This is a genomic window from Mycolicibacterium sp. 624, from assembly GCF_040548615.1.
GTDB lineage: Bacteria > Actinomycetota > Actinomycetes > Mycobacteriales > Mycobacteriaceae > Mycobacterium.
Map to the genome: position 1 here is coordinate 114631 of NZ_JBEPRZ010000005.1, position 25402 is coordinate 140032.

20 protein-coding genes are annotated in these 25402 nt (G+C 67.2%); 8 read left to right on the forward strand and 12 right to left on the reverse strand.

Translation table 11 applies throughout. The annotated features are described in order from the left end of the window. The first annotated feature begins 33 nt into the window (after positions 1 to 33). The 5 genes from ABIA65_RS20210 to ABIA65_RS20230 all read left to right on the forward strand — a co-directional run bounded on the left by ABIA65_RS20210 (position 34) and on the right by ABIA65_RS20230 (position 10032). Complete coding sequence (locus ABIA65_RS20210; RefSeq protein WP_241400908.1) at positions 34 to 747, forward strand: crotonase/enoyl-CoA hydratase family protein; 714 nt, start codon at positions 34 to 36, stop codon at positions 745 to 747. Between the two features lie 211 nt (positions 748 to 958). Then, positions 959 to 4255 carry an exodeoxyribonuclease V subunit gamma gene (gene recC / locus ABIA65_RS20215; RefSeq protein ID WP_354524703.1) on the forward strand — a complete coding sequence of 1099 codons (3297 nt, stop codon included), beginning with the start codon at positions 959 to 961 and terminating at the stop codon, positions 4253 to 4255. Further along, positions 4255 to 7554 carry an exodeoxyribonuclease V subunit beta gene (gene recB, locus ABIA65_RS20220; protein ID WP_354524704.1) on the forward strand — a complete coding sequence of 1100 codons (3300 nt, stop codon included), beginning with the start codon at positions 4255 to 4257 and terminating at the stop codon, positions 7552 to 7554. The genes recC and recB overlap by 1 nt, the downstream gene beginning before the upstream one ends. Before the next feature lie 56 nt (positions 7555 to 7610). Beyond that, positions 7611 to 9296 (forward strand): exodeoxyribonuclease V subunit alpha, encoded by a 1686-nt coding sequence (gene recD, locus ABIA65_RS20225; protein ID WP_354524920.1) that lies wholly within the window; start codon positions 7611 to 7613, stop codon positions 9294 to 9296. A gap of 97 nt (positions 9297 to 9393) precedes the next feature. Beyond that, complete coding sequence (locus ABIA65_RS20230; RefSeq protein ID WP_354524705.1) at positions 9394 to 10032, forward strand: SOUL family heme-binding protein; 639 nt, start codon at positions 9394 to 9396, stop codon at positions 10030 to 10032. A 24-nt stretch (positions 10033 to 10056) separates the two neighbouring features. Here ABIA65_RS20230 and usfY read toward each other — a convergent pair whose 3' ends face one another. The 7 genes from usfY to ABIA65_RS20265 are packed head-to-tail and all read right to left on the reverse strand — an operon-like array spanning position 10057 to position 17157. Further along, on the reverse strand, positions 10057 to 10371 hold the full coding sequence (usfY, locus tag ABIA65_RS20235) for a protein UsfY (protein ID WP_354524706.1): 315 nt from the start codon (positions 10369 to 10371) through the stop codon (positions 10057 to 10059). Positions 10372 to 10420: 49 nt separating this feature from the next. Next, positions 10421 to 13114, reverse strand: coding sequence for a fumarate reductase/succinate dehydrogenase flavoprotein subunit (locus ABIA65_RS20240; protein WP_354524707.1), 2694 nt, complete (start codon positions 13112 to 13114; stop codon positions 10421 to 10423). Then, positions 13114 to 13848: an ABC transporter ATP-binding protein gene (locus ABIA65_RS20245; RefSeq protein WP_371747137.1), complete on the reverse strand. Its 735-nt coding sequence runs from the start codon at positions 13846 to 13848 to the stop codon at positions 13114 to 13116. The genes ABIA65_RS20240 and ABIA65_RS20245 overlap by 1 nt, the downstream gene beginning before the upstream one ends. Before the next feature lie 14 nt (positions 13849 to 13862). Then, positions 13863 to 14726 (reverse strand): ABC transporter permease, encoded by an 864-nt coding sequence (locus ABIA65_RS20250; protein WP_354524708.1) that lies wholly within the window; start codon positions 14724 to 14726, stop codon positions 13863 to 13865. Next, positions 14723 to 16144, reverse strand: coding sequence for an ABC transporter substrate-binding protein (locus tag ABIA65_RS20255; RefSeq protein ID WP_354524709.1), 1422 nt, complete (start codon positions 16142 to 16144; stop codon positions 14723 to 14725). The genes ABIA65_RS20250 and ABIA65_RS20255 overlap by 4 nt, the downstream gene beginning before the upstream one ends. 24 nt (positions 16145 to 16168) lie before the next feature. Continuing rightward, entirely contained in the window at positions 16169 to 16396 is a 228-nt protein-coding gene (locus tag ABIA65_RS20260; RefSeq protein WP_241400915.1) for a 4Fe-4S dicluster domain-containing protein, read from the reverse strand. Then, the gene (locus ABIA65_RS20265; RefSeq protein ID WP_241400916.1) at positions 16396 to 17157 is read right to left on the reverse strand and encodes a GntR family transcriptional regulator; all 762 of its coding nucleotides are present in this window, start codon (positions 17155 to 17157) and stop codon (positions 16396 to 16398) included. The genes ABIA65_RS20260 and ABIA65_RS20265 overlap by 1 nt, the downstream gene beginning before the upstream one ends. Positions 17158 to 17603: 446 nt before the next feature. On the opposite strand from ABIA65_RS20265, the gene ABIA65_RS20270 reads away from it, so the two are divergent. Both ABIA65_RS20270 and ABIA65_RS20275 read left to right on the forward strand, forming a co-directional pair. Continuing rightward, positions 17604 to 18560: an esterase family protein gene (locus ABIA65_RS20270; RefSeq protein ID WP_354524710.1), complete on the forward strand. Its 957-nt coding sequence runs from the start codon at positions 17604 to 17606 to the stop codon at positions 18558 to 18560. Positions 18561 to 18652: 92 nt separating this feature from the next. Then, the gene (locus ABIA65_RS20275; RefSeq protein ID WP_354524711.1) at positions 18653 to 18961 is read left to right on the forward strand and encodes a GNAT family N-acetyltransferase; all 309 of its coding nucleotides are present in this window, start codon (positions 18653 to 18655) and stop codon (positions 18959 to 18961) included. Between the two features lies 1 nt (position 18962). Here ABIA65_RS20275 and ABIA65_RS20280 read toward each other — a convergent pair whose 3' ends face one another. Both ABIA65_RS20280 and ABIA65_RS20285 read right to left on the reverse strand, forming a co-directional pair. Then, positions 18963 to 19340: an ectoine synthase gene (locus tag ABIA65_RS20280; RefSeq protein ID WP_354524712.1), complete on the reverse strand. Its 378-nt coding sequence runs from the start codon at positions 19338 to 19340 to the stop codon at positions 18963 to 18965. Positions 19341 to 19395: 55 nt separating this feature from the next. After that, the gene (locus ABIA65_RS20285; RefSeq protein WP_354524713.1) at positions 19396 to 20619 is read right to left on the reverse strand and encodes an aminotransferase class V-fold PLP-dependent enzyme; all 1224 of its coding nucleotides are present in this window, start codon (positions 20617 to 20619) and stop codon (positions 19396 to 19398) included. 71 nt (positions 20620 to 20690) lie between these two features. Here ABIA65_RS20285 and ABIA65_RS20290 point away from each other — a divergent pair, with 71 nt between their 5' ends. Further along, entirely contained in the window at positions 20691 to 21611 is a 921-nt protein-coding gene (locus ABIA65_RS20290) for a LysR family transcriptional regulator (RefSeq protein ID WP_241400921.1), read from the forward strand. Here the strand turns inward: ABIA65_RS20290 and ABIA65_RS20295 are convergent. Genes ABIA65_RS20295 through ABIA65_RS20305 form a run of 3 tightly spaced genes read right to left on the reverse strand, consistent with a single transcriptional unit; the run spans position 21593 to position 25183 of the window. Beyond that, entirely contained in the window at positions 21593 to 22729 is a 1137-nt protein-coding gene (locus tag ABIA65_RS20295; protein WP_354524714.1) for an amidase, read from the reverse strand. The two genes, ABIA65_RS20290 and ABIA65_RS20295, sit on opposite strands and share 19 nt — an antisense overlap. After that, positions 22722 to 24296 (reverse strand): amino acid ABC transporter permease/ATP-binding protein, encoded by a 1575-nt coding sequence (locus ABIA65_RS20300; RefSeq protein ID WP_354524715.1) that lies wholly within the window; start codon positions 24294 to 24296, stop codon positions 22722 to 22724. The genes ABIA65_RS20295 and ABIA65_RS20300 overlap by 8 nt, the downstream gene beginning before the upstream one ends. Continuing rightward, positions 24296 to 25183 carry a transporter substrate-binding domain-containing protein gene (locus ABIA65_RS20305; RefSeq protein ID WP_354524716.1) on the reverse strand — a complete coding sequence of 296 codons (888 nt, stop codon included), beginning with the start codon at positions 25181 to 25183 and terminating at the stop codon, positions 24296 to 24298. Before ABIA65_RS20305 ends, ABIA65_RS20300 begins: the two co-directional genes overlap by 1 nt. Positions 25184 to 25402 lie beyond the last annotated feature (219 nt).

Genomic DNA, 25402 nt, shown 5'->3' on the forward strand with positions numbered 1-25402 from the left:
GCCACAACAACCGCACTTGAGGGAGCATCAACGATGAGCAGCCCGGTCAGCTATGCCCAGAACGAACTCGTTGCCACGATCACGCTGGACGACGGCAAGGTCAATGTGCTGTCGCCGGCGATGCAGCAGCACATCAACGCCGCACTCGATCAGGCCGAGGCGGCCGCGGCCAGCGGTGACGTCAAGGCGATCGTGCTGGCGGGCAACTCGAAGGTGCTCAGCGCAGGGTTCGACCTGGGGGTTTTCAACTCCGGTGACGCCGCCGCCGCGCTCGGGATGCTGTCCGGCGGTTTCGAACTCTCGATCCGGCTGTTGACCTTCCCGGTGCCCGTCGTCATCGCCGCGACGGGGCCTGCCATCGCGATGGGGGCCTTCCTGCTCCTGAGCGGTGACCACCGGGTCGGTTCTCCGAGTTCGCGGTGCCAGGCCAATGAGACCGCCATCGGCATGGTGCTGCCGATCTCCGCGATCGAGATCATGCGGATGCGGTTGACGCGCGCGGCGTTTCAGCGCGCCGTCGCCCTCGCGGCGACCTTCGCCGGAGATGCCGCGGTGTCGGCGGGGTGGGTCGATGAGATCGTCGAGACCGAGAACGTGCTCGCCCGCGCCCACGACGTGGCTGCGGAGTTCGCGACGACCCTGCACGCCAAGGCGCACCTCGCCTCCAAGCTGAAGGCCCGCGAGGACGCTCTGGCGGCCATTCGCGCCGGGATCGACGGGCTGCCCACCGAGTTCGGTGGCGCCTAAATCACATCAGCCACTCATGCCCCCTCTCGGGGGTGGTGATGCGAGTGCCCGCCTCTGAGCGACAATCTCATTGGCGTCGGATGCCTTCGGGCGAAATGTCGCTCAGAGGTGGGCAAACGAAGTGGCATTTCCTGAGTACACCGCGGGCGCACAGGAGCAACCCGGCTACTTCTGCAACGGTGTCGGACGCGGGCCCTAGGGTAGATCTCAAATGGGCCTTCATCTCCACCGTGCGGAACGCACCGACGTCCTCGCCGACGGGCTCGCAGATCTACTCGCCCAACCGCTCGTCGACCCGTTCGCCATGGAGTTGGTGCTCGTTCCCGCGCGCGGTGTTGAGCGTTGGCTCTCGCAGCGGCTGTCACACGTGTTGGGTCGCGGCTCGGGGGCCGACGGGGTGTGCGCGGGCATCGACTTCCGCAACCCGCACTCACTGATCGCCGAGATCACCGGCAGCGGCCGCAACCCCGGCGACGACCCGTGGGCCCCCGACACCATGGTGTGGCCGCTGCTCGAGGTGATCGATGCCAGCCTCGACGAGAGCTGGTGCCGCACGCTGGCCACCCACCTGGGCCACTTCGAGACCGGCGAGGCCGAGCGGGAGCTGCGGCTGGGGCGGCGCTACGCCGTCGCTCGGCGCATCGCGGGCCTGTTCGCGTCCTATGCCAGACAGCGCCCGCAACTGCTCATCGACTGGCTGGCAGGCGCCACCGACGACCTGCCCAGCGACGTCGCCTGGCAGCCTCCGCTGTGGCGGGCGCTCGCGGCGCGGGTGCCCGCCGACCCACCCCACATTCGCCATGCGAACACCCTTGCCCGACTGCGTGATTCGGCAATGGACCTGCCGCAGCGGCTCTCACTGTTTGGACACACCCGGCTGCCGGTGACCGAGGTGGAGTTGATCACCGCGCTGGCAACCCATCACGACCTGCACCTGTGGCTGCCCCATCCCAGCGACGCGCTGTGGCAGGCACTGCGCGGCGTGCGGGGCTCGGTGCCCCGTCGCGAGGACAGCAGTCACCGCGTGGTCGGCCATCCCCTGCTGGCCACCCTTGGCCGGGACCTGCGCGAGCTGCAGCGCGGCCTGCCCGACGACGTCGGCACCGACGAGCACCTCGAGGCCGGCGACCATCCCGCCACGCTGCTCGGCTGGCTGCAATCCGATATCGCCGCGAATGCCGTTCGCCCGCAGGGCCGGACGTTCACACCGTCCGACCGCTCGGTGCAGGTGCACGCGTGCCACGGCCCCGCTCGGCAGGTCGACGTGCTGCGGGAGGTGCTGCTCGGTCTGCTGGTCGATGACCCGACTCTGGAACCGCGCGACATCCTGGTGATGTGCCCGGACATCGAGACCTACGCGCCGCTGATCAACGCCGACTTCGGCCTCGGTGACATCCTCCCCGGCGTGCACCCGGCCCACCGGCTGCGCATGCGGTTGGCCGACCGCGCGCTCGTGCAGACCAACCCGCTGCTCGGCGTGGCGACCGAGGTACTGGCCCTGGCCGGTAGCAGGGTCACCGCCAGCGAGGTGCTCAACCTCGCCCAGGCCGCCCCGGTGCGGGCACGCTTCGGATTCACCGACGACAACCTTGAGGACATCACCCGCTGGGTCCGGCAGGCGAACGTACGCTGGGGTTTCGACCAGGAGCACCGCAAGCCGTACGGCGTCGACTTCGTGCACAACACATGGCGTTTCGGAATCGACCGCGTGCTGGCTGGTGTCGCGATGTCCGATGACGCCCACGCCTGGATCGACTCCACGTTGCCCTTGGACGACGTGAGCAGCAACCGCATCGAACTGGCGGGCAAGCTCGCCGAGTTCATCGACCGCCTGCAGCGAACGGTCACCTCGCTGACCGGTGCGCGGCCGCTGCGGGACTGGTTGAGCGCTGTGACCGACGGCATCACGATGCTGACCCGCATCAGCGATGCCGATGCGTGGCAGCTCAGTCAGATGCAGCGCGAGTTCGGTGACGTCCTGCGCGACGCGGGCACCCACGCCGACACCGAGATGCGGCTGCCCGATATCAACGCGCTGCTGCAACGCCACCTGGCCGGCCGGCCGACGCGGGCCAACTTCCGGACCGGCACGCTGACGGTGTGCACGATGGTGCCGATGCGGTCGGTGCCGCACCGGGTGGTGTGCCTGGTGGGTCTCGACGACGGTGTGTACCCGCGCCGGGGCGCCACCGACGGCGACGACGTGCTGGCGCGGGACCCCGTGACCGGTGAGCGCGACATCCGTTCAGAGGACCGGCAACTGCTGCTCGACGCCATCGGCGCGACCACCGAGAAGCTGGTCATCACCTACACCGGGGCCAACGCCTACTCGGGCCAGCCGCGTCCGCCCGCCGTACCACTGGCCGAACTCCTGGACGCACTGGAGGCCACCACACCCGATCCGGTTCGCGACGCGATCGTCGTCCATCATCCGCTGCAGCCCTTCGACATTCGCAATGTCGTACCCGGCGGCCTGGTGCCGGATGTGCCGTTCACGTTCGACTCGACGGTTCTGCGGGCGGCCCGCACCAGCACCGGCGAGCGGTCCGAGCAGCCGAAGTTCGTCTCCGGACCGCTCCCGCCGCGGCCGACTGATGATGTCGCGCTCGCCGATCTCGTCGGGTTCTTCAAGGATCCGGTCAAGGGTTTCTTCCGCGCGCTGGACTACACGCTGCCATGGGATGTCGACGGCGTCGCGGACGAGATGCCCGTCGACATCGACGCTCTGGAGGAGTGGTCGGTGGGCGACCGAATGCTCACCGACATGCTGCGCGGTATGGAGGCCAAGGACGCCCGGCAGGCGGAGTGGCGCCGCGGCACCGTGCCTCCTGGCCAGCTCGGCTGGCGCAAGACGACCCAGCTGCTCACCCAGGCCGATCTGCTGGCCGAGGCGGCACGCCGCCATCGCACCGCCGAGCCCAGCGCGTACGACGTGGATGTCGAACTCGACGGTGGGCGTCGGCTCACGGGGACGGTGTCGCCGGTCTTCGGCGACCGGATGGTCTCGGTGACCTACTCCAAGCTGGGCGGCAAGCACCTGCTGGCATCGTGGATTCCGTTGCTGGCGTTGTTCGCCCACCGTCCGAATCGGGATTGGTCGGCCATCTGCATCGGCCGGCCACCGCGCGGAACAGACCCACGCGAGCAGACTCTCGGCCGTCCCGAGGAATCAGCCGTCGACCTGTTGCGGGACCTGGTGGCGATCTACGACGCGGGCCGGCGCGAACCGCTTCCGCTGCCGATCAAGACGTCCTACGCCTGGGCCGCCGCCCGGCACAGCGGTGATGACCCGGAGCGGGCCGCGGGGTTCCGATGGAAGTCGGGCAACTTCCCCGGGGAGGAGGCCGACCCGGCCCAGGTGCGCGCCTGGGGGCAGGGCGCATGGCTGAGGGATCTGATGCAACCGCTGCGGCCGGGCGAGGAGTACGACGGCGAGACCAATCGCCTCGGCGCCTACGCCGCACGGCTCTGGTTGCCGATGCTGCGGGCCGAGGGGAGGCGTGGATGATGGAGCGTTTCGACCTGCAGGGTCCACTGCCCGCCGCGCCGTCGACCACCGTGCTGGAGGCCAGTGCAGGCACCGGAAAGACGTTCGCTCTCGCCGGGTTGGTGACCCGCTATGTCGCCGAGGGCGAGGCGACGCTGGACCAGATGTTGCTCATCACGTTCGGCCGCGCGGCCAGCCAGGAGCTTCGCGAGCGGGTCCGCTGCCAGATCGCGCAGGCCGCAGCGGCTTTCGACGATCCCTCGCTGGCCGGTGACAATAAGCTGGTCGCCCACCTGTTGGATGCCACCGATGCCGAACGCGTCGCCCGTCAGCAGCGGTTGCGCGACGCACTGGCCAACTTCGACGCCGCGACGATCGCCACCACCCATCAGTTCTGCCAGCTGGTGTTGAAGTCCCTCGGTGTGGCCGGTGACTCCGATTCCGGGGTCACCCTGGTGGAGAGCCTGACCGACCTGGTCACCGAGATCGTCGACGACCTCTACCTCGCGCACTTCGGGCATCAGCGTGAGGACCCGGAACTGACCTACCCCGATGCGCTGAGGCTCGCGCGGGAGGTGGTGGCCAATCCGGCAACCGAGCTGCGGCCCCGTGACCCCGCACCCGAGTCCCGAGCCGCGGTCTGCATCACGTTCGCCAAACGCGTTCTCACCGAACTGGAACTGCGCAAGCGCAGACTCGGCATCCTGAGCTACGACGATCTTCTGACACGGTTGGCCGACGCGCTGGAGCCGCTGGACTCCCCCGCCCGGGTCCGCATGCACCAACGCTGGCCCATCGTGATGGTCGACGAGTTCCAGGACACCGACCCCGTGCAGTGGGAGGTGATCGACCGCGCATTCAGCGGACGCTCGACGGTGATCCTGATCGGTGACCCGAAGCAGGCTATCTACGCGTTTCGCGGCGGCGATATCGTCACCTACCTGCGCGCCGCCGAGACCGCGGGCGCCAAGAAGACGCTGGGCACCAACTGGCGCAGCGATGCCGCACTGGTCGACCGGCTACAGGTCGTGCTGCGCGACGCCGAGCTGGGCAACCCGGCGATCGTCGTGCACGACGTCGACGCGGCCCATCGGGGCCACCGGCTGGTCGGGGCGCCACACGACGATCCGTTCCGGTTGCGTGTGGTGGCGCGACCGACGTTCGGCCGCAGTGGAACCCAGAACGTGGCGATCGCCGACCTGCGACGGCACATCAGCCAAGACCTGGCCAACGATATCGGGGAGCTGCTCGCCAGCGGCGCCACATTCGACGGCAAGCCGGTCCAGGCCGGCGACGTCGCGATAATCGTTGAGACGCACCGGGATGCGCGCGCATGTCAGCGTTCGTTGACCGCGGCGGGTATCCCCTGCGTCTACACCGGCGACTCGGACATCTTCACCTCCGCCGCGGCCGATGACTGGCTGTCACTGTTGGAGGCCTTCGACCAGCCGCACCGCACCGGGGTGGTGCGCGCCGCCGCGGCCACTATGTTCTTCGGTCACACCGCGCAGACCCTGGTGACAGGCGGCGACGCGCTGACCGACCGGATCGCAGAGACGTTGCGGGAGTGGGCAGGCCATGCCCGCGAGCGTGGCGTGGCGGCGATATTCGAGGCCGCGCAGCTGGGCGGTATGAGCGACCGGGTGCTGTCCTGGCGTGACGGCGAGCGCCACATGACCGACCTCGCGCACATGACGCAGCTGCTGCAGGACGTCGCGCACCGCGAGCACTACACGCTGCCCGCGCTGCGCGACTGGTTGCGCGCCGAGCGCGACGACCGCGGCGGAGCCACCGAGCGCAACCGCCGCCTCGACAGCGACGCGGCCGCTGTGCAGATCATGACGGTGTGGGTGAGCAAGGGGCTGCAGTACCCGATCGTGTACCTGCCCTTCGCCTTCAATCGCTACGTGCCGGAGCCCGAGCTCATCCTCTTCCACGACGGCGACACCCGGTGTCTGCACGTCGGCGGCAAGGACAGCCCCGACTATCACGCCGTTGCGAAGCTGGGGCGCGAGGAGTCCGCAGGTGACGACAGCCGCCTGACGTATGTCGCGCTGACCCGGGCGCAGGCCCAGGTGGTGGCATGGTGGTCGTCGGGCCGCGACGAACCCAACGGCGGGCTGTCCCGGTTACTGCGTGGTCGGCGACCGGGCGAGCGCGTCGTGCCGGAACGCTGTGTGCCCGCCAAGATCAGCGATGACGACGCGCTGGCGCGGCTGCGCGAGTGGGAGGCGCTCGGCGGACCCGTGCTCGAGCAGTCGGTGCTGGGGCCGGCGCCGACGCTGCCTTCGGTGCCGGCACCGACCGATCTCGATGCCAGGCACTTTCACCGCAGCATCGACCTGCGCTGGCGCCGCACCTCCTACTCGGGTCTGATCCGGGTGGCCGAGACAACCAGTGTGGGCAGCGAACCCGAGATCGTCGAACTCGACGACGAGGTCGCCGATATCCCGCTGGTGGCACCGTCGCGGGGACCGTCGGTGCCATCCCCGATGGCCGATCTGCCGACGGGCGCGCAGTTCGGCACCCTGGTGCACTCGGTGCTGGAGACCGCCGATCCGCTGGCGCCCGATCTGGCCGCGCAGTTGGAGACCCACGTCGGCGAGCATCTGGCGTGGTGGCCGGTCGACGTGTCGCCACGTGCGCTGGCCGAGGCGTTGGTGCCGCTGCACGACACCCCGCTGGGCCCGCTCGCGGGCGATCTGACACTGCGCGAGATCGGGCTGCCCGATCGACTGCGCGAGATGAACTTCGAGATCCCCTTGGCTGGCGGCGATCTGGTGACCGAGGCACCCGACATCGCGCTGCGTGACGTCGGCGCGCTTATGGCCCGGCACGTGCGCGCACCCGACCCGCTCGCGACCTACGCCGACCGGCTCTCGGGTGACGCGCTGGGGCATCAGTCGTTGCGCGGATACCTCAACGGGTCGATCGATGCGGTGCTGCGGATCCCCGACAGCGACGGTCACCGCTATGTGGTGGTGGACTACAAGACCAACTGGCTGGGGGACGGTAACGAGCCGTTGACCGCGGCCGACTACGACCGGCCGCGACTGGTCGAGGCCATGTTGCACTCGGACTACCCGCTGCAGGCGTTGCTCTACAGCGTGGTGCTGCACCGGTTCCTGCGGTGGCGGCAACCGGGGTATGACCCCGATCGTCATCTGGGCGGAATCCTGTATCTGTTCGTGCGCGGCATGTGTGGCCCGCAGACACCTGTGATCGACGGGCACTACGCCGGGGTTTTCGACTGGCGGCCGCCGTCGGCGTTGATCGTCGAGATGTCCGACCTCCTCGATGCGGGCAGGGCTGTCGCGTGAGCACGCTCGAGGTGCCCGACGCCGCGGACTGGCGACGCGCCGTCGGTGCGTCGGGACTGTTGGCGGCGTTCAACGAGGCTGGCGTCATCGACTCCTCGGATGTCCTTGTCGCGCAGCGCCTGACCGCACTCGGGGAGGATGACGACGAACTGGTGGCGTTGGCCGTCGCGTTCGTGGTCCGCGGGTTGCGCAGCGGCTCGGTGTGCGTCGACGTGCGCGCCTTGGAGGCTCAGGTCGACGTGAGCGACCTGCCGTGGCCCGCGCCCGACGAGTGGCTCGCCGCGGTTGCGGCCAGTCCGCTGCTCGAAGCGCCGCACGTCCTGCGCATGCGAGACGAGCTGCTCTACCTCGATCGGTACTGGCGCGAGGAACAGCAGGTCGCCGACGATCTCCTGACGATGGTGTCCGACGGTGTGGGAGCGGCGACCGTCGCCGACGCCGGCCGGCTGTTCCCGGCGGGTTATGACGAGCAGCGGGTGGCCGCCGAGCTGGCACTCAACCAGCGCCTGACGGTGCTGACCGGCGGGCCCGGCACCGGAAAGACCACGACGGTCGCCCGTCTGCTCGCGTTGCTCGCCGGGGAGGCGCAGGCCGCCGGGGCGCCGCGGCTGCGGATCGCGTTGGCGGCGCCGACGGGAAAGGCCGCCAACCGGCTGCAGGAGGCCGTGCAGGCGGAGATCGACCTACTCGAACCCGTTGATCGCCAGCGCATCTCGGGGTTGGGTGCCACCACACTGCACCGTCTTCTCGGCAGCCTGCCGGACAGCTCGTCGCGGTTCCGGCACCATCGGGGCAATCGACTCCCCCACGATGTCATCGTCGTCGACGAGACCTCGATGGTGTCGCTGACGATGATGGCGCGGCTGCTCGAGGCGGTGCGTCCCGAGGCCCGACTGCTACTTGTCGGCGATCCCGACCAGTTGGCCTCGGTGGACGCCGGCGCCGTGCTCGCGGATCTGGTCGAGGGGCTCGGGCGCAGGACCGACGTGCGGGTCGCCGAGCTGAGAACCTCACACCGGTTCGGCGAGACGATCGGGGCGCTGGCGGCCGCGATCCGCGACGGTGCCGCCGACCTCGCCCTGGAGGTGCTGCGCGCCGGCGGGGATCACGTCGAGTGGCTGGAGGTCGATGACCCGGGGCCCGAGCTGCGCAAAGTGCTGGTGCCCCAGGCGCTTGCCGTGCGGAAGGCGGCGATGCTCGGCGACGGGCCGTCGGCGCTGGCCACGCTCGAGGAGCACCGGCTGCTGTGTGCGCACCGGCGTGGCCCCCACGGTGTGGCGCACTGGAATCACCAGGTGGAGCGGTGGCTGACGGAGGCGACGGGCGAGCCGATCTGGTCGGCCTGGTACGTGGGTCGGCCGATCCTGGTGACGGCCAACGACTACGGGCTGGGGCTGTTCAACGGCGACACCGGTGTCGCGCTGGCCGGCGAGGCCGGACTGCGGGCGGTGGTCGCGGGCACCGACGCGCCGCTGAGCTTCGGAACCGGTCGGCTGTCCGACGTCGAGACCATGCACGCCATGACCATTCACAAGAGCCAGGGCTCGCAGGCGGCCGAGGTCACGGTGTTGATGCCGCCGGTGGACTCCCGGTTGTTGACGCGCGAGCTGTTCTACACCGCGGTCACACGCGCGAAGACGAAGGTGCGCGTCGTCGGGTCGGCCGACGAGGTTCGCGCCGCGATCGACCGCCGCGCGGTGCGCGCGACCGGGTTGGCGTCGCGGTTGAGCGCCTCGTCCTGACCCGGCTTCCGTTCGGTCGTCACAGATATGTCACCGCTTCCACGTGTGCGCAGCGGCAGACTGGCAATCACTGGCATCAACGAGGAGGAGGGCGCCCATGCTAGGTCGACTGGCATCACTGACCGTGCAGGTCGTCGAATCGGCGCTGATGATTGTCGGGATACGCATCGGCACCGAGGAGCCCTCCCATACCAGCGAACCACTCGCCGATAACGTCGAGCTACGCCGCTACGGCCCGCGTATAGCGGCCGAGACCATCGTCGCGGCCGACGAGGACGCCGCACGCAGTGAAGGCTTTCGCCGTCTTGCGGGCTATATATTCGGGAGGAACCACGGCTCGGACGCCATCGCCATGACGGCCCCCGTCGGCCAATCGAAGGCGGGGCAGTCGATCGCGATGACCGCGCCTGTCGCCCAGTCCACGCAGCCCAGCGACGGCGACACTGGCTGGGTGATCCGGTTCTTCATGCCGTCCAAGTGGACCATGCAGACGCTCCCCGTACCCGATGACGACCGCGTCCGGCTGATCGAGGTGCCCGCCGAGACGTTCGTTGTCCTGACGTTCACCGGCGACCGCGGTCCCGATGCCCTCAAGGCACGAACAGCCGAGCTGCGGGAATCGTTGCGCGCCTACGGTATCGAGGCGACGGGCGATCCCACGGCGTGGTTCTACGACCCGCCATGGACGCTGCCGTTTCGTCGCCGCAACGAGATCGCGATACCTGTCTCGGCGTGATCAGCGCCCCCGCTCGTGCCAGCGCTACGCGTGCAGGTGCCGCTGTCGCTCCGGGTGTTCGGCGAGCCAGCGCTGCTCGACACGCTTGACCCGGCGGTGTTCCAGCGTGATCAGGAGCGCGCCCGCCGTCACCAGTGCGCCGGCGATGAACCCGAGGGCCAGCTGCACGTCACTGTTGCCGTACGCCGTGGCAAAAATGAACCCGGCGATGGTGACGGTGCCGAACATGATGAGGATCAGGCCGGGCAGCCACAGCGTGTCGATGAACGACTCGCCGGCATGCGGCTGAGTGGTGCGGGCGTGGTCAACAGGATCGTGATACGCACCCTTCATCTGCATCTCCCTTCCTCGCGAGATGCCCCCAGCGTACGCCTGCTTGTGAGGCAGGTCACACGGTCGCGGATGCCGCCAGCGCCTGCCGGGCGTAGGCGCGGACGTCGGCATCGCCGTCGTCAAGCGCACCTGTCAGCGCATCGCGCGCCGTGACCTCGGACGCCGCCCACCGGGTAAGGCTGAGGACCGCAGCCTTGCGCACGTCGAGGTGTGGATCGCCCAGCGCCCTCGACAGCGGCGGTACTGCCGTCGACGGTGACGGGGCCCCGGCCAGCGCGCGGGCCGCACCCTGGCGGATCTGCCAGGCCGACGCGGCGAGCGCACCCTCGACCGTCGTGGCGTCGGTGTCGTCCCACCCGATGACACCCATCGCGGCAAGGGCGGCGGCGCGCACCAGCGGATCGGGGTCACCGATCAGTGCGCGGACGGCCTGTGTGCCGGTGCCCAGGGTGCCCAGACCGTTGGCCACGGTGATGCGCACCTCACGGTTGACGTCGTCGCGGGCGCCAGCGACGCCGTCGGCGTCATCGACGGAGACCAGGGCCCGCACGGCCTCGATCCGCACGCGGTGGTCGTCGTCGGCCACCGCCCGTCGATAGCTCGCGGGATCACCGACGCGACGTGAGCTGAGCACGTACAGAACAGCGCCGCGCACGATCGGGTCGGCGGAGTCGACCAGCGGGCGCAGCGCCTCGGGGCCGGGCAGCACCTCGACGAGTTCCCGGATGCCGTCGGCCGCCACCCGCCGCACCTCGACGTGCTCGTCGGCAAGCGCGGCGACTAGTGCGGATGCGTAACCGTCGCACAGGTGCTCGGTGAGCACGTCGACGGCGGTCTGCCGCACGCCGGGATCGCCGTCGGTGAGGAACGGCGCGAGATCGTCGAGCGCGGGCTCGTCGAGCGCGAGCACCGCAGCTATCCGCGGTGACGGCGGCTGCGCCGACGACTCGGTGCGCACCCGAGACACCTCCGAGGGCGGCGCCTGGCCGCCGACGAGGTCGGGCTGTCGCACGGCGATGGGTTCGGTTTCACCGCTGGGCAAGTCGTCGAGCCCGGGGACGGGGACGAAGTACGGTGCGACGGGCCGCTTGAGGAACTCCATATCGCCACTGGAGGTCTTGCGCAGGTTGAGGTGGTAGCGCCAACCCTCGTCATCGCGGTCGGGCAGGTCACTGCGGTCGTGGTAGAGGCCCCAGCGGGATTCGGTGCGGGTCAACGACGAACGGGCCGCCATCTCCGCGCAGTCCCGGATGAACGACACCTCGACCGCGCGCAGTAGCTCGTGCGGCGTGGTGGCACCGATTCCGGCGATCTCCTCGCGCATGCGATCGAAGGTCTGCACAGCGATCGACAGCTTGGCCGCAGTCTTCGGCGGCGCAACATAGTCATTGACGAAGCGCCGAAGCTTGTACTCGACCTGGGGCTGCGGCGGGCCGTCGGGGTTGCGGAGCGGCCGGTAGATCAATTCGTGGGCCTCGGCGATCTGGTCGGCCGGCAGGGCTTCCGGCGCCGCGACGTCAGCAAGTGTTGACACCGCGTGGGAGCCCGCCAGATCCCCGTAGACGAAGGCCCCGATCATGTAGTTGTGTGGCACGCAGGCCAGGTCGCCGGCCGCGTACAGGCCGTCCACGGTGGTGCGGGCGTTCTCGTCGACCCAGACTCCGGACGCGGAATGTCCACCGCACAGGCCGATCTCGGAGATGTGCATCTCGACATCGTGCGTGCGGTAGTCATGGCCCCGGTTGGCGTGGAAGGTGCCGCGGGTGGGCCGCTCGGTGGTGTGCAGGATGCCCTCGAGCGTCGACAGCGTCTCGTCGGGCAGGTGGCTGACCTTGAGGTAGATCGGGCCGCGGGCCGATTCGATCTCGCTCTTGACCTCGGCCATCATCTGCCCCGACCAGTAGTCGGAGTCGACGAACCGCTCGCCGAGAGCGTTGACCTGATAGCCACCGAACGGGTTGGCGACGTAGGCACAGGCCGGTCCGTTGTAGTCCTTGATCAGCGGATTGATCTGGAAGCACTCGATGCCCGACAGCTCCGCGCCCGCATGAAACGCCATCGAGTAGCCGTCACCGGCGTTGGTCGGATTCTCGTAGGTGCCATAGAGATAACCCGATGCGGGGAGGCCGAGCCTGCCACACGGTCCGGTGGCGAGGATGACGGCCTTGGCGCCGACGACGACGAACTCGCCGGTCCGACTGTTCAGGGCGGCGGCACCGACGGCCTTGCCCTCGTGTGTCAGCACGCGCACCGGCACGAAGCGGTTCTCGATGCGGATCCTCTCGCGCATCGAGCGCTGCCGCAGCACCCGGTAGAGCGCCTTCTTCACGTCCTTGCCCTCGGGCATCGGCAGCACATAGGAGCCCGAGCGGTGGACGCGGCGGACGGCGTACTCGCCGTGCTCGTCCTTCTCGAACTTGACGCCGTAGCGCTCGAGCCGCTGCACCATCGCGAAGCCGCGGGTCGCGGTCTGATAGATGGTGCGCTGGTTGATGATTCCGTCGTTGGCGCGGGTGATCTCGGCGACGTAGTCCTCGGGGGTGGCCTTACCGGGAATCACGGCATTGTTGACGCCGTCCATACCCATCGCCAGTGCGCCGGAGTGCCGGACGTGGGCCTTCTCCAGCAGCAGCACCTGCGCGCCGTTCTCAGCGGCGGTGAGCGCGGCCATGGTGCCCGCCGTGCCGCCGCCGATGACGAGGACGTCGCAGTCGAGCCTGATGGCATCTGAGAGTGCGGGGATGTCCACTAGCTGATCAACTCCGAATGATCGAGTGCGGCAATCACTTCTGCACGCACAGCGCTACGCACGACGGTGGTGTCGCGCGGAGATGGCACGTCGAGAAGCGCCCGCAGCGGCTGGCCTGCGCGTCCAAGCACCGCGATGCGATCGCCGATGAGCAGGGCCTCGTCGACGTCGTGGGTGACGAAGACGACGGTGGTCGGGTGGGCGCGCCAGGTGTCAATGAGGAGGCGCTGCATGGTGGCCCGCGTCTGGGCGTCCAGCGCACCGAACGGCTCGTCCATCATGACGGCGCGGGGTGCACCGGCCAGGCCGCGGGCGAGTTGGACGCGTTGACGCATACCGCCGGACAGGCTCTTGGGCAGGTAGCGCTCGAAACCGGTCAGCCCGACGTCGGCGATCCACCTGATGGCCTCGGCGCGACGGCCCTGGCGTGGGGCGCCTGCCAGCTTGAGCGCGAGTTCGACGTTGGATTGCACGGTGCGCCAGGGCAACAGCGCGTTGTCCTGGAACACCATGGCGCGATCCCGCGAGGTCGTGGTGACACGTTCGCCGTCGGCCAGCACCTCTCCCCCGTCGGGTTGCAGCAGGCCCGCGATCGCCCGCAGCACGGTGGACTTACCGCACCCCGAGGGCCCGGTCAGCACCAGGATCTCGCCGGGGGCGACGTCGAGGTCGAGACCGTCCACGACGGGGGCGCCGCCGTAGCTCAACACGAGGTCGCGTAGCTGCAGTGCCATGCCCGAGCTGTCAGTCATGACCCCGCCCTCTCCTCGCCGCGGGGCAGCCAGCGGGTGACGCGGCGACCGATGAGTTCGATGGCGGCCGAGGTGGCGAAGCCGAGCACGCCAATGGTGATGATGCCGACGAACACCTCGGGGTAGGCCAGCACGGTGTAGGCCTGCCACGTGCGGTAGCCGACGCCGAGGCGCCCGGAGATCATCTCCGCCGAGATCACGCAGATCCACGCGACGCCGATGCCGACCGAGAGCCCACCGAAGACGCCGGGGAGGATTCCGGGCAACACGACTCGGGTGATGACGTCGGCGCGGTTACCGCCGAGCGTGCGCACCGAGTCCTCCCACAGCGTCGGCAGGGCGCGCACGGCGTGGCGGGTGCTGACCATGATCGGGAAGTAGGCGGCGAGGAAGGTGATGAACACGATCCCCGCCTCGTCGCTGGGGAACAGCAGAATGGCGACGGGCACGATCGCGATGGCGGGGATGGGCCGCGCGAGTTCGGTGAGCGGTCCGAAGGCATTGGCGAACTTGCGGGACCGGCCGAGCATGATGCCGGTGACCACACCCGCGACCGCGGCGAGCGCGAACCCGGTGAGGATCCGGATCAGTGACTGGCCGAGGTCCAGCCAGTAGTCCTGTGTGCCGAGTCGGGTACCGAAGGCCGTGACCACCTCGGTGACGGTCGGCAGCGTGTCGAATCGCAGCCAGGCCCGAACATCGTTGACGGTCAACACCTGCCACAGCGCGATGGCCGCCGCCACCGACGTGATGCGCACCAGCCAAGAGGGCCAGGCCCGGGTGCGCGTCTGCCTCGGCGGCGAGGCCGGGGCGAGGACGACCGGCGCGTCGGCGGCGAGGACGGCGGGCGGGGCCGTCATACCGCACCCGCGAGGGCCTGCTGGTAGTCGACGACGGCGGAGCCTGGATGCGCGGCGGTGTAGCGCCCGGCGCCTGCCGGCGTGCCGAACGGCAGGTAGTTGGCGCCGTCGTGAACCCAGACGGACTTGTCGGCGAACCATCGGGTGCCGAACTCGGTGTCGGGAACGTAAGCGGCGCGGACAGTCTCACCGCGCGCGGTCGCCTCACGGATCGCACGCAGCAGGCAGCCTGGGTTGGCGGCGGGTTGCGTGGCGTCCTTACCGTCGAGCCACACTTCGCCTGCCAGTTTGGCGTCGGTGACGGCGACATCACACACGGGGTCCTGGCCGGTGACGGCCGAGGGATTGGCGGTGGCGTCCAGTGCGGCGTCGTAATCCTGGCCGCGGTCGGCGAACGCCTTGCGGATGGCGGTGTCGGAGACGAACCCGTCGATGTCGAGGTCGGCGAAGTCGCCGATGGACTTCAGATAGGGCACGTCACCCTTCAGCGCCTGCACCAGGGACGGCTTGATCGTGGTGTCGAAGCTGGTGCCACCGGGACCGTTGTAGAGGTAGACGACCTCCTGCGGCAGGCCGCTACCGTCGGCGACCAGCTTCGCCGACTCCAGCGGGTGCTCGTTGAGGAACTCGGTGGCGTCGAGCTGGGCCTGTAGGAACGCGTCGAGCAACTCGGGATGCTGGCCGGCGTAGTCGCGACGGATCACCACGCCGTGGAACGTCGGGTAGTCGCCCTCGGCACCGTCGTAGAGCAGCGTGGCCTTGTTCTGGAAGACCAGCAGGCCGGGCCAGGCGACGAACTGCGAGAGCGCCTGAGCCTGACCGGATTCCAGGGCTGACGCGCCGACCTGGGGCTGCTGGTTGAGCACCTCGACACCGGTCTTGGGGTCGATGCCTGCGTTGTCGAGCGCACGAACCAGGGTGCCGTGCCCTGCAGATCCGACACTGGCGGAGACCTTCTGGCCCTTGAGGTCGGTTATGGTGCGGGCCGGTGAGTCGGGTCCCACGACGATCATGTTGAGCGATCCGGTCGGGCTGTAGCCGGTGACGGAGACCATCTCGGTGCGGGCGCGCTCGTTGGCCTGGGTCTTGGAGCCGTTGATCAGCATCGGGTAGTCCCCCATGGAGCCGATGTCGATCTTCTCGGCGACCATCTGAGCGGTGATGGGGGCGCCGGTGTCGTAGTCCTGCCACGAGACGTTGTACGTGACGTCGCTTGACTTGCTGATGTCTGCGAGGCGCTTTTCCAGAAATCCCTTGGCCTTCAAGAGTGTTCCGGCGGTGACGGTGTTGATGGTCTTGGACTGGTAGCCGATGACGACGTTGACGGTGTCATCGGACTGCGAGGCGGAATCCAGTGAGCAGGAGGCCAGTGACGTCGCGGCGACGGCGGCCAGCAGGGCGGCGAGGGTGCGTTTCATGGTGGTCCTAGGGCTTTTCCGGAGCTATCGGAGGAGGTAGGGCATGTTGACGGAGACGGCGCCGGTGGGACAGCGGGCCGCGCAGGGGCCGCAGTACCAACACTCGTCGACGTGCATGAACGCCTTGCCGTTCTCGGGGTTGATGGCCAACGAGTCCAGAGGGCATATCTCGACGCAGAGCCTGCAGCCCTCGATGCAGAGCGATTCGTCGATCGTGACGGGCACGTCGACGCGTTGGTTGACCTGGGCCATCAGTGTCCCCTGACTAGGTTGCCACGCAGCGTGATTCGATCGCCACGCATGCGTATGTACTCGAGGTCGACGGGCCGTCCGTCGTCGAGATGGGTGAGGCGCTCCAGCAGCAGTAGCGACGCCGTGTCGGGCACCTGTAGAAGCGCTGCGGAGTGGGGCTCGGCGGGTACGGCCTCCACCGCCAGGCTGGCGTTTCCGAGCCGGCGTCCGGTGACCTGCTCGATGAGGGCGAAGACGTCGTTGGTCTCGAGGTCGTGTGCGATGACCTCATCACCGATATCGGAGGCGAGGTAGGTCATGTCGAGGCTCAGCGGCAGGTCTCCGAGGTAGCGCAGGCGCTCGATGAAGACGACGGGTTCTCCGGTGCGCAGGCGCAGCTTGCTGGCGACGCTGGGTGGCGCGGAGACGGTCAGGGTGGCGCGGACCTCGTTGCGGATGTCGCCGTAGCCCCTGAACGTCTCCTTGAGCCCGACCAGCGCATCGAGACCGTGGTCGTACTTGCGGATCGCGACGTGGGTGCCGGTGCGGGGCCCGCGGTCGATGAGGCCCTCGTCCTTGAGGGTGGCCAGCGCCTCGCGGACGGTGTTGCGGGAGACGAAGAACTCGCTCGCGAGGTCCTGCTCCTGCGGCAGACCGTGGGGATAGCCGCCGGCGTGGATCTGGTGTCGCAGGACGTCGGCGACCAGGCGCGCCTGATCGGCGCGGGGTCGGCGGATGGGGGTTGGTGGTGCACCGTCGTCGACAGCGTCTTGCGAGGCCACGGTCACCTCCTCGGGGCTGTTCGGTGTGTGACTGACCTGGTGAGAGACGGTATCGGCGGGTTCGCGTGTGATCAGGGTCGTGATGTGCGGTGGAGCTCGACGGGTCGCGAATGCGCCACCCTCGACCCCCGCGAATCCGTCGTCACCAGGGGTGGTTGTCGCATTGCGCCACCCACAACCGGCCTGGGTGGCTTTGAATCGCGGTGAGCGGAACTGCGGCCTTGCGTGGCCGTCATACTTGCGTCAGGCCTGGGACCCAGGCCGTTGACCTGCACGTATCTGGTTGGCCACGGACCATACGTGCGGTTTTCACGCCTGTCGTGCATAAATCGGTAACGATGGGGGTATCGAGCCCCGAAAAACCCAGTAACAGAGGCCTGCGCCCCGCCCGCTGCGTGCGGCCGATCACGACCTGTGCGGGTAATCGACAACAGATGGGCAGTGGGATGACGTTCAGTTTCCGAGGCGCGTGGCGCCGGATTGCGGTGGTCGCGGTGTCAGCTGCGGTGTTGCCTGGCCTGGTCGGTATTGCCGGTGGTTCGGCGACCGCGGGCGCCTACTCCCGGCCGGGCCTTCCGGTCGAGACCCTGATGGTGCCGTCGGCGTCCATGGGCCGCGACGTTCCGGTCAGGTTCCAGGGCGGTGGCTCTCACGCGGTGTACCTGCTCGACGGGCTGCGCGCGCGGGATGACAACAGCGGGTGGGACATCGAGACCAACGCATTCGAGGACTTCTACGAGTCGGGTGTCGCGGTGGTCATGCCGGTCGGCGGGATGTCGAGCTTCTACACCAACTGGAATGCCCCCGCCGTCGGCAATGGACAGACCCAGACCTACAACTGGGAGACCTTCCTGACCTCGGAACTGCCGGCGTACCTGTCGGCGAACAAGGGGATCTCTCCGTCGGGCAACGCCGTGGTCGGGTTGTCGATGGCGGGCAGCGCCGCGCTGATCCTGGCCGCGTACCACCCCGGCACCTTCTCCTACGCCGGGTCGCTGTCGGGATTCCTCAACCTCTCGCAGGGGATGTGGCCGACACTGGTCGGCTTCTCGATGCGGGATTCGGGCGGTTTCGACGCGAACGCGATGTGGGGTCCGGGCGGCGGGCCGGAGTGGCAGCGCAACGACCCGACACTTCAGGCAGGCAGGCTGGCAGCCAACGGCACCCGGCTCTGGGTGTACACGGGTAACGGCACGCCCACCGAGCTGGGCGGCGGCGATCTGCCTGCCACCGTGCTCGAGGGGATGACCAAGGACAGCAACATCGCCTTCCAGAACGCGTACACCGCCGCGGGCGGCAACAACGCCACCTTCAACTTCCCGCCCAACGGCACGCACAACTGGGCCTACTGGGGCGCGCAGCTCGAGGCCATGAAGCCCGACATCGTGCGTTCGCTGGGGTAGTTCACTCGTAGCCAACGTGAAGAAGATGGCCATGTTTCGCGAGATCCTCGCCATCTCCTTCACGTTCGGCGAACCGTGGCAGTGTGGAGGGCATGACGCTCACCGACAAGACCGGCGCACCGGTGACGGTGCACAAGGAATCCGACAAGTTCACCATCGCGATCGACGGCAAGACCGTCGGCCTCACCGAGTACAGGGATGAGGGAAACGCGCGGGTGTTTCCGCACACCGAGGTCGACGACGCCTTCGAGGGGCGCGGCCTGGCCACCGTCGTGATCAGCGAGGCACTGGCACAGACGAGGTCAGAGGGGCTGCGGATCGTGCCGGAGTGCCCGGCGGTGATCGCCTACCTCGAGAAGCATCCCGAGTACGAGGACATCGTCGACCGTCCCGGGCGGTAGCTCAGTACCCCGAAGGTCCAGTGACGCCGGGCTTATGCGTCTCCGTGCCGACCAGCGGCGGGTTGAACACGCATATGAGCCGCATCCCGTCGGCGCTCGAGAGCACATGCACCTCCCCCTTGTCGGGTGCGTACAGAGTTCCCGGCTCGATGGCGAACGTCGTTCCGTCGACCTCCACGGCGCCGTGGCCCTCGACGCAGTAACAGGACTCCAGATGGTTGTCGAAGCGCAGCTCGGTCGACGTGCCAGGCCTGACATAGGCGTCGGTGATCGCGTAGCCTCGCTCGTCCGCTGCCACCAGCAGCCGGCGGCTCGTTCCGTTGCCCCAATCGACATCGAGGTCCGTGCCGAGTATTGAAGCCTTCGTCCGAATGATCATTCTTACCTCTCACTTGCGTTGAAACTCAGGGACAACGGCCGCTGCTGTTTGCAGCTCAGCGGCGCAGTGCGGCGAGCGCCGCGGTGAGCCGATCGACATCCTCATCGTCGTGGTAGTACACGAAACCAAACCGCACAACGCCCTCTACGTCGGAAATCCCGAGCGCTCTTAGACATTCGATGGCGTAGTTATTGCCCGACGACACGAACACCCCGTGCTTGGCGAGTTCCCTCGCTACGGCCCGTGGTGTCCACCCGGCGACGGTGACGGCGAAGATCGGCTCACGACCGTCGACCGTGTCGATGCCGTGCAACGTGATGTGATCAAGGCCAGCAAGCGCCTCGAGGGTGCGTCCGGTCAGCGTCCGTTCGTGGGCGCGGATGCGCTCGTACCCGATCTCCAGCATGTAATCCGCAGCCGCTGACAGACCGGCGATCGACTCGAGAGTGGGCATCCCGAGCTCCCACCGCCGCGGCCCGGCAGCAGGAGCGGGGCGCACCTTGTCGGGTTCGAATCGTTCGAGCACGGCAGGGCTGGCCGACAACACCCCAATGTGTGGACCGAAGAACTTGTAGGCCGAACAGACACTGACATCGATCCCCAGCCGGGTCTGGGCGATACTCGTGTGCGCCGCGGCGGCTACGCCGTCGGCAAAGGTGAGGGCCCCCACCGCCTGCGCGGCCCCGACGAAGGGTGCTGTATCGATCTCGGTGCCAATAAGATTCGATGTTCTGCTGAAGGCGATCAGCCGCGTCCGGGAATCCACCACACGGTCGAGATCCTCATAGCGCAAGGTGAAGGACTCGGGGTCGAGCCGCACAAATCGCACCTCGGCACCCCTTCGCTCACTGATCGCCAACCAGGGGGCGACGTTGGCGTCGTGATCCAGCTGCGTGCAGACGATGTTGTCGCCGGGCTGCAGCGTCTTCTCGAAGGCACGGGCGAAATGCCATGTCAAAGAGGTCATGTTCGGCCCGAAGATCACTCCCTCGGCATCGGCGTCGAGCAAATCGCCAACGCCTTGCCGCGTCGAATCGACCAGAGCCCGCGATTCGAGTGAGGTCACGAAATCCCTTGTGGGATTGGAGTTGAAATCGCCGAGGAAGGCACCTATCGCGTCGATCACCCCTTGTGTCACCTGCGTACCACCCGGCGCGTCAGCATGGACGAACCGCTCGCCATCGGCGCCCAGGCGGTGCAGCGAGGGAAAGTCCTTTCGGTCATGGGTGGGCGGGTTGCGGAGAGTCGTCACCGATTCACCGACGCTGTTCGAACTCATGCGCCCATCCTCAGGTCGACCCGTTACTGCTGTCCAATACCTGAATCGGATCAGATTGATAACGTAGCGATATGGAGCTTCGTCAAATCCGTTACGCCGAAGCCGTCGCCCGGCACCTGAACTTCACCAAAGCTGCCGCCGAGATGTTCGTCGCGCAACCGGCCCTTTCCCATCAGGTCAAGCAACTGGAGACGGAACTCGGCATACGACTGTTCGATCGCGGCACCCGCCACGTCGGTTTGACGGACGCGGGACGCGCCTTCATGCCGCTGGCGCGGCGAATCCTTGCCGACTTGGAGGCAATCGAGCGGACCATGCGCGAGACCATGCAGCTCGAACACGGAATGGTTCAACTCGGGGCGCAACAGTCGGTGACAGCCTGCGGAGCCCTGCCGGAGTTGCTCGTGAGGTTCCGCTCTTTGCACCCCGGCGTCGACGTCATCATGCAGGAGGAGAGTGTCGAGGACGCACTGACTCTGCTGAAGGATCGCAAGCTCGACATGGTGCTCGCCCAGTTCGAACCACACCACGAGTCAGAGAGCCTCGTCTCCGAGACGCTGTACCACGAGGAGATAGCCCTGGTGGTGGGACCGGATAGCCCACTGCGGGAATCGGTACGAAGCCTGCGCGATTTGACCACTGAGAACTTCCTGGCGTTCAACAAGTCCGCTGCGCTGCGGAGGATGCTCGTCCAGGTCTGTGCTGATGTCGGGTTCCAGCCCCAGATCGGTTACGAGAGCCCATCTTTAGGAAGCATCCGCGCGATGGCCTCTGCAGGGCTTGGCGTTGCACTGCTGCCACTTCCATCGATTCTGGCCGCTGGCCCTCCGGTTTGCCCATTGAACATACCGCCGCTGCCGTCGCGTCCCATCTCCCTGGTACGTGGACGTGACCACTATCGATCGTTCGCAGCCCTATCGCTAGCCGGGCACCTCCAGGAGAATCTGCAGACGTCCGTGCACGCCTTGATGTCTCAGACGGGCGGCTCATAGACATGGCCACAGATCCGACGCCCGTAGGCCAGGATTGCGGGCTCGGATCCCGGTCGCCCGACTATCTGGCGAGGACCGTCGTCAGTGGGTACCACCATTGCGGGCCAACCCAGCGCATTGACCATCGGTGTGATCTCCAGCAGGCGATCCGATGATGTGAGCTTCTTCGCGGCGTAGTCCTCCAGAACCGCCTCGACGGTGGGGGCATCCCCGCGGAAGACAGGCAGAACTACGAGGTCGACGCCATCCAGTGACCGGTGCACCTCGTCTCGCCAATCGGCCATGGTTGCCTCGGCCCGCGCGACATCGCCGACCTCGCCGCCGAGTTTGACCAGCAGGTCGTCGCCGAAGTCCTCGGGCGACTGCTCGGCATGGGCGCGGTGCAACGCATAACTCTGGGCACGGAAGGTCACCCAGTGGTCCGCACTCGGAAACGGCGGGAGCAGGTCCAAGCCGTCTTCGCAGACGGTCAGATCCTGCACCTCGGGAAGTTTTGGGACCGCCAGTACACGCTGGAGGATCTCGACTGACCGAACCAGGTACCCAATCGAATCATGGCTCGGGGCAAGAGGATGAACGCCCTTCATGGACACCGATCCGTGTGCGCACTTGAAGCCGATGATGCCGCAACACGCAGCGGGAATCCTGACCGATCCGCCGGTGTCCGTGCCTAATCCGATGTCACAGTAGCCCGCCGCCACCGCCACGGCCGAACCACCGCTCGACCCACCGGGCGTCCGCGAGCGATCGCCCGGGGTTCGCATCAATCCGTAGTGCGGATTGTATCCACTGACACCGTAAGCCATTTCATTCAGGTTGGTCTTGCCAATGACCACAGCGCCCGCGCGTTCCAGCTGCGTCACCACCGGCGCGCTGCGGGTGGGAACGTGGTAACGGAAGCGTGGCGAACCGTAGGTCGTGCGCAGCCCGGCGGTATCGATGAGGTCTTTGACACCAACCGTCAGCCCGCGCAGCCGCGTCCCGCCGCCCATCGACAGATTCCTGTTCACCGCATCAGCATCCACCGTGATGAAGGCGCCGAGCTCTGGGTCGATCCGGTCAAGTGCCGCCTTCATCTTCGCGCGTATCTCGTCGTCGCTCGCGATACCACTAGACATGACTGATGGCCGCTAGGAAAGTCTTCGTCCGGTCCTCCGCCGGTGCGCCGAACAACTGGTCGGGATCGCCGGTCTCGATGATCCGGCCCTCGTCCACGAAGACCACACGATCAGCGATTCGGCGGGCGAAGCTCATCTCATGGGTCACGATGACCATCGTCATCCCGTCCCGGGCAAGGTCGGACATCACCTGAAGCACCTCTTGTACGAGTTCAGGATCCAGCGCTGACGTCGGCTCGTCGAACAGCAGAACGTCCGGATTCATAGCCAACGCACGTGCGATCGCCACACGCTGTTGCTGACCGCCGGAAAGCTGGTGCGGGAACTTATCCGCATGAGCTGACATGCCGACCTTGTCGAGCAGGGCCATTCCGAACTCGCGAGCGTCGTTCTTCTTGACGAGGCCGAACTCGCGTGGCGCCAACGTGACGTTATCGAGAGCCGAGTAGTGCGGGAACAGTTCGAATCGCTGGAACACCATGCCGATTGCTCGCCGGCGGGGTGCCAGTCGACGCTCGGACGATATTGCGGGCCGAAGGCCGCTGCGGTCCTGCGGGCCACCGCACTCGTCGCCGTTGAGAATCACCACACCGCTGTCCGCCACCATCAAGTGATTGAGACAGCGCAGGATGCTGGACTTACCCGACCCGGATGGGCCGATCACGACGCAGACTTCACCCCTCTTGATGGCGATGTCGACACCGCGGAGAATTTCGCGCCCACCAATCGACTTGTGCAGATTCCGGCCCTCAAGGGCGACAGGACTGGACTCCAGGTCTGAGCGACTCCTCTCCGGAGGCGGCGCATAATCCTCGGGAGTCCGAAGTTGCTGAATGCCAGGCGAACTCGTCGGTCCAGCGGCCATCGGCGGTTTGCCGTTCGCCCGCCTGTGGGTGTCCATTCGACGTTCGACGATCCGCTGCAATTGGCTGAAGACTGTCACCATCACCAGGTAGATGCAGGCTATCGCCGCCAGCGTCTCCAGGACGCGGAAGTGCACGCTGTAGATGCGCTGCCCCACCAAGGTCAGTTCAACGAGGGAGATGACCGACACCAACGACGTGTTCTTCAGGTTGGAGATGTACTCATTGCCCAATGCCGGTATGGAGAGCCGTACCGCCTGGGGAATGACCACCCGCCTCTGCACCGCGATATAACCGAACCCCAGCGCCCGGCCCGCGTCTCGCTGGTCGTTGCTGACCCCTTGCAGTCCGCCGCGGAACACCTCGGCCATGTAGCCGCTTTCGCTCAGCACCAAGGCGACCAGACCCGCTATGAAGGGATTCGACAGGAGTGACTGCGATTGCGGAATTGCCTGCGGCACAGCGTTGTAGATGAAGATGATGAGCAGCAGCAGCGGGATTCCGCGAAAGAACCACACGTAGGCCGCGCTGAATGCTCGAACGACGCCGATTGACGATTGCCGCATCAAGGCCAGGCCGAAGCCGATCACCGCGGCGAGCGCCCAGCTGATGGTCGCCAAGGTCACCGTCGTCTTCGCCGCATCCCACACGGCTTGAACAGTGAAGGCGTCGAGGAACGCCGCCCACTGGAAATCGATTCCCATCATTTGTAGAGGACACCCTTCCGCGCGTCCTCAACCAGCGCAGGGTCCGGCAGTTGCAGTCCGAACTTGTCCAGAAGTGTTTCGAGTTCGCCGTTCTCAACCAGCTTTTCGACCGCTTGCTCCATCGCCCGCGAGGTGTCCGGCCTGTCCTTGGACACTGCGATGCCCGTGGGAATCGGGAACAACAGCTCGGGGTTCGACACCGCGAGATTGAGTTCCGCGAACTCGTCGGCACGATAGGAGACGATCGAGAAGTTGGTGAAGAAGGCGTCAGAGCGGCCCGCCGCCACATCTTGTGTCGCCTCGACGTCGGTGGGGAAGGATTTCACATCGAGGGTGGAACCGCTGGCCGCGCAATCTGCAGTGATTGCTCCTGTCGCCATGCCCTCCTCGAAACCGCCGGCAAGGACGGCGACCTTGTGGCCACACAGATCGGCGGCGGTCTTGGGCTGAAAATCGCCGTCACTCTTGGCCAGAAAGCCCGATCCAGTCTGCGCGTAAGGCACCATGTCGACGGTTTTCAGGCGTTCCTGCGTGATGTAGAGCATCGATATCGCGGCGTCGGCTCGACCGGCCTGCAGGCTGGGAATCAGCGAACTGAAACGGGTGTCGACGAGTTCGAGTTTCAGCCCGAGTAGTCGCGCGATCATCTCGTCGAACTCGACGTCGAACCCCTTCTTGGTCGTTCCCTCGACGTAGTCGAAGGGTGGCCCCTGGAAGTCGGCGGTGACGGTGAGGGCGCCAGGTGAGATCAAGGCCGACGGCGGGCTGACCTCAGCGGAGGCCGCCGTGTCTGCCACGCTGCCTTCTGCGCTACACGCGGCGACTGTCGCAAGCGTGATGGGCAGCACCAGGCTCAACGTGAATGCACGCATCTTCTTTCGCATCGTCTTCCCTAGGAAACGGGGTCGCCAGGTCGCGACGGTTGACCAATGCTGTGCCTCGTGGAGCCGATCGTCCAATACATAGATCGGCTGACATTGATAACTGACGACGATTAATTCACTACGGTCGCCGTCGTCCCCCTGCACCCCCGTCGAACGTGCAGTAGATGGCGAGAATCTCGCGAAACGTCGCCAATTACTTCACGTTCGGCGGACGCAGCG

Bases quoted from the DNA above. Each gene is read 5' to 3' on its own strand.
- usfY (WP_354524706.1), bottom strand. From the start codon at position 10,371: ATGCAGATGAAGGGTGCGTATCACGATCCTGTTGACCACGCCCGCACC.
- recB (WP_354524704.1), top strand. From the start codon at position 4,255: ATGGAGCGTTTCGACCTGCAGGGTCCACTGCCCGCCGCGCCGTCGACC.
- ABIA65_RS20255 (WP_354524709.1), bottom strand. From the start codon at position 16,144: ATGAAACGCACCCTCGCCGCCCTGCTGGCCGCCGTCGCCGCGACGTCA.
- ABIA65_RS20295 (WP_354524714.1), bottom strand. From the start codon at position 22,729: ATGTCTAGTGGTATCGCGAGCGACGACGAGATACGCGCGAAGATGAAG.
- ABIA65_RS20300 (WP_354524715.1), bottom strand. From the start codon at position 24,296: ATGGGAATCGATTTCCAGTGGGCGGCGTTCCTCGACGCCTTCACTGTT.
- ABIA65_RS20290 (WP_241400921.1), top strand. From the start codon at position 20,691: ATGGAGCTTCGTCAAATCCGTTACGCCGAAGCCGTCGCCCGGCACCTG.
- ABIA65_RS20260 (WP_241400915.1), bottom strand. From the start codon at position 16,396: ATGGCCCAGGTCAACCAACGCGTCGACGTGCCCGTCACGATCGACGAA.
- ABIA65_RS20285 (WP_354524713.1), bottom strand. From the start codon at position 20,619: ATGAGTTCGAACAGCGTCGGTGAATCGGTGACGACTCTCCGCAACCCG.
- ABIA65_RS20280 (WP_354524712.1), bottom strand. From the start codon at position 19,340: ATGATCATTCGGACGAAGGCTTCAATACTCGGCACGGACCTCGATGTC.
- recC (WP_354524703.1), top strand. From the start codon at position 959: ATGGGCCTTCATCTCCACCGTGCGGAACGCACCGACGTCCTCGCCGAC.
- ABIA65_RS20230 (WP_354524705.1), top strand. From the start codon at position 9,394: ATGCTAGGTCGACTGGCATCACTGACCGTGCAGGTCGTCGAATCGGCG.
- ABIA65_RS20250 (WP_354524708.1), bottom strand. From the start codon at position 14,726: ATGACGGCCCCGCCCGCCGTCCTCGCCGCCGACGCGCCGGTCGTCCTC.
- ABIA65_RS20270 (WP_354524710.1), top strand. From the start codon at position 17,604: ATGACGTTCAGTTTCCGAGGCGCGTGGCGCCGGATTGCGGTGGTCGCG.
- ABIA65_RS20245 (WP_371747137.1), bottom strand. From the start codon at position 13,848: ATGGCACTGCAGCTACGCGACCTCGTGTTGAGCTACGGCGGCGCCCCC.
- ABIA65_RS20305 (WP_354524716.1), bottom strand. From the start codon at position 25,183: ATGCGAAAGAAGATGCGTGCATTCACGTTGAGCCTGGTGCTGCCCATC.
- ABIA65_RS20275 (WP_354524711.1), top strand. From the start codon at position 18,653: ATGACGCTCACCGACAAGACCGGCGCACCGGTGACGGTGCACAAGGAA.
- ABIA65_RS20210 (WP_241400908.1), top strand. From the start codon at position 34: ATGAGCAGCCCGGTCAGCTATGCCCAGAACGAACTCGTTGCCACGATC.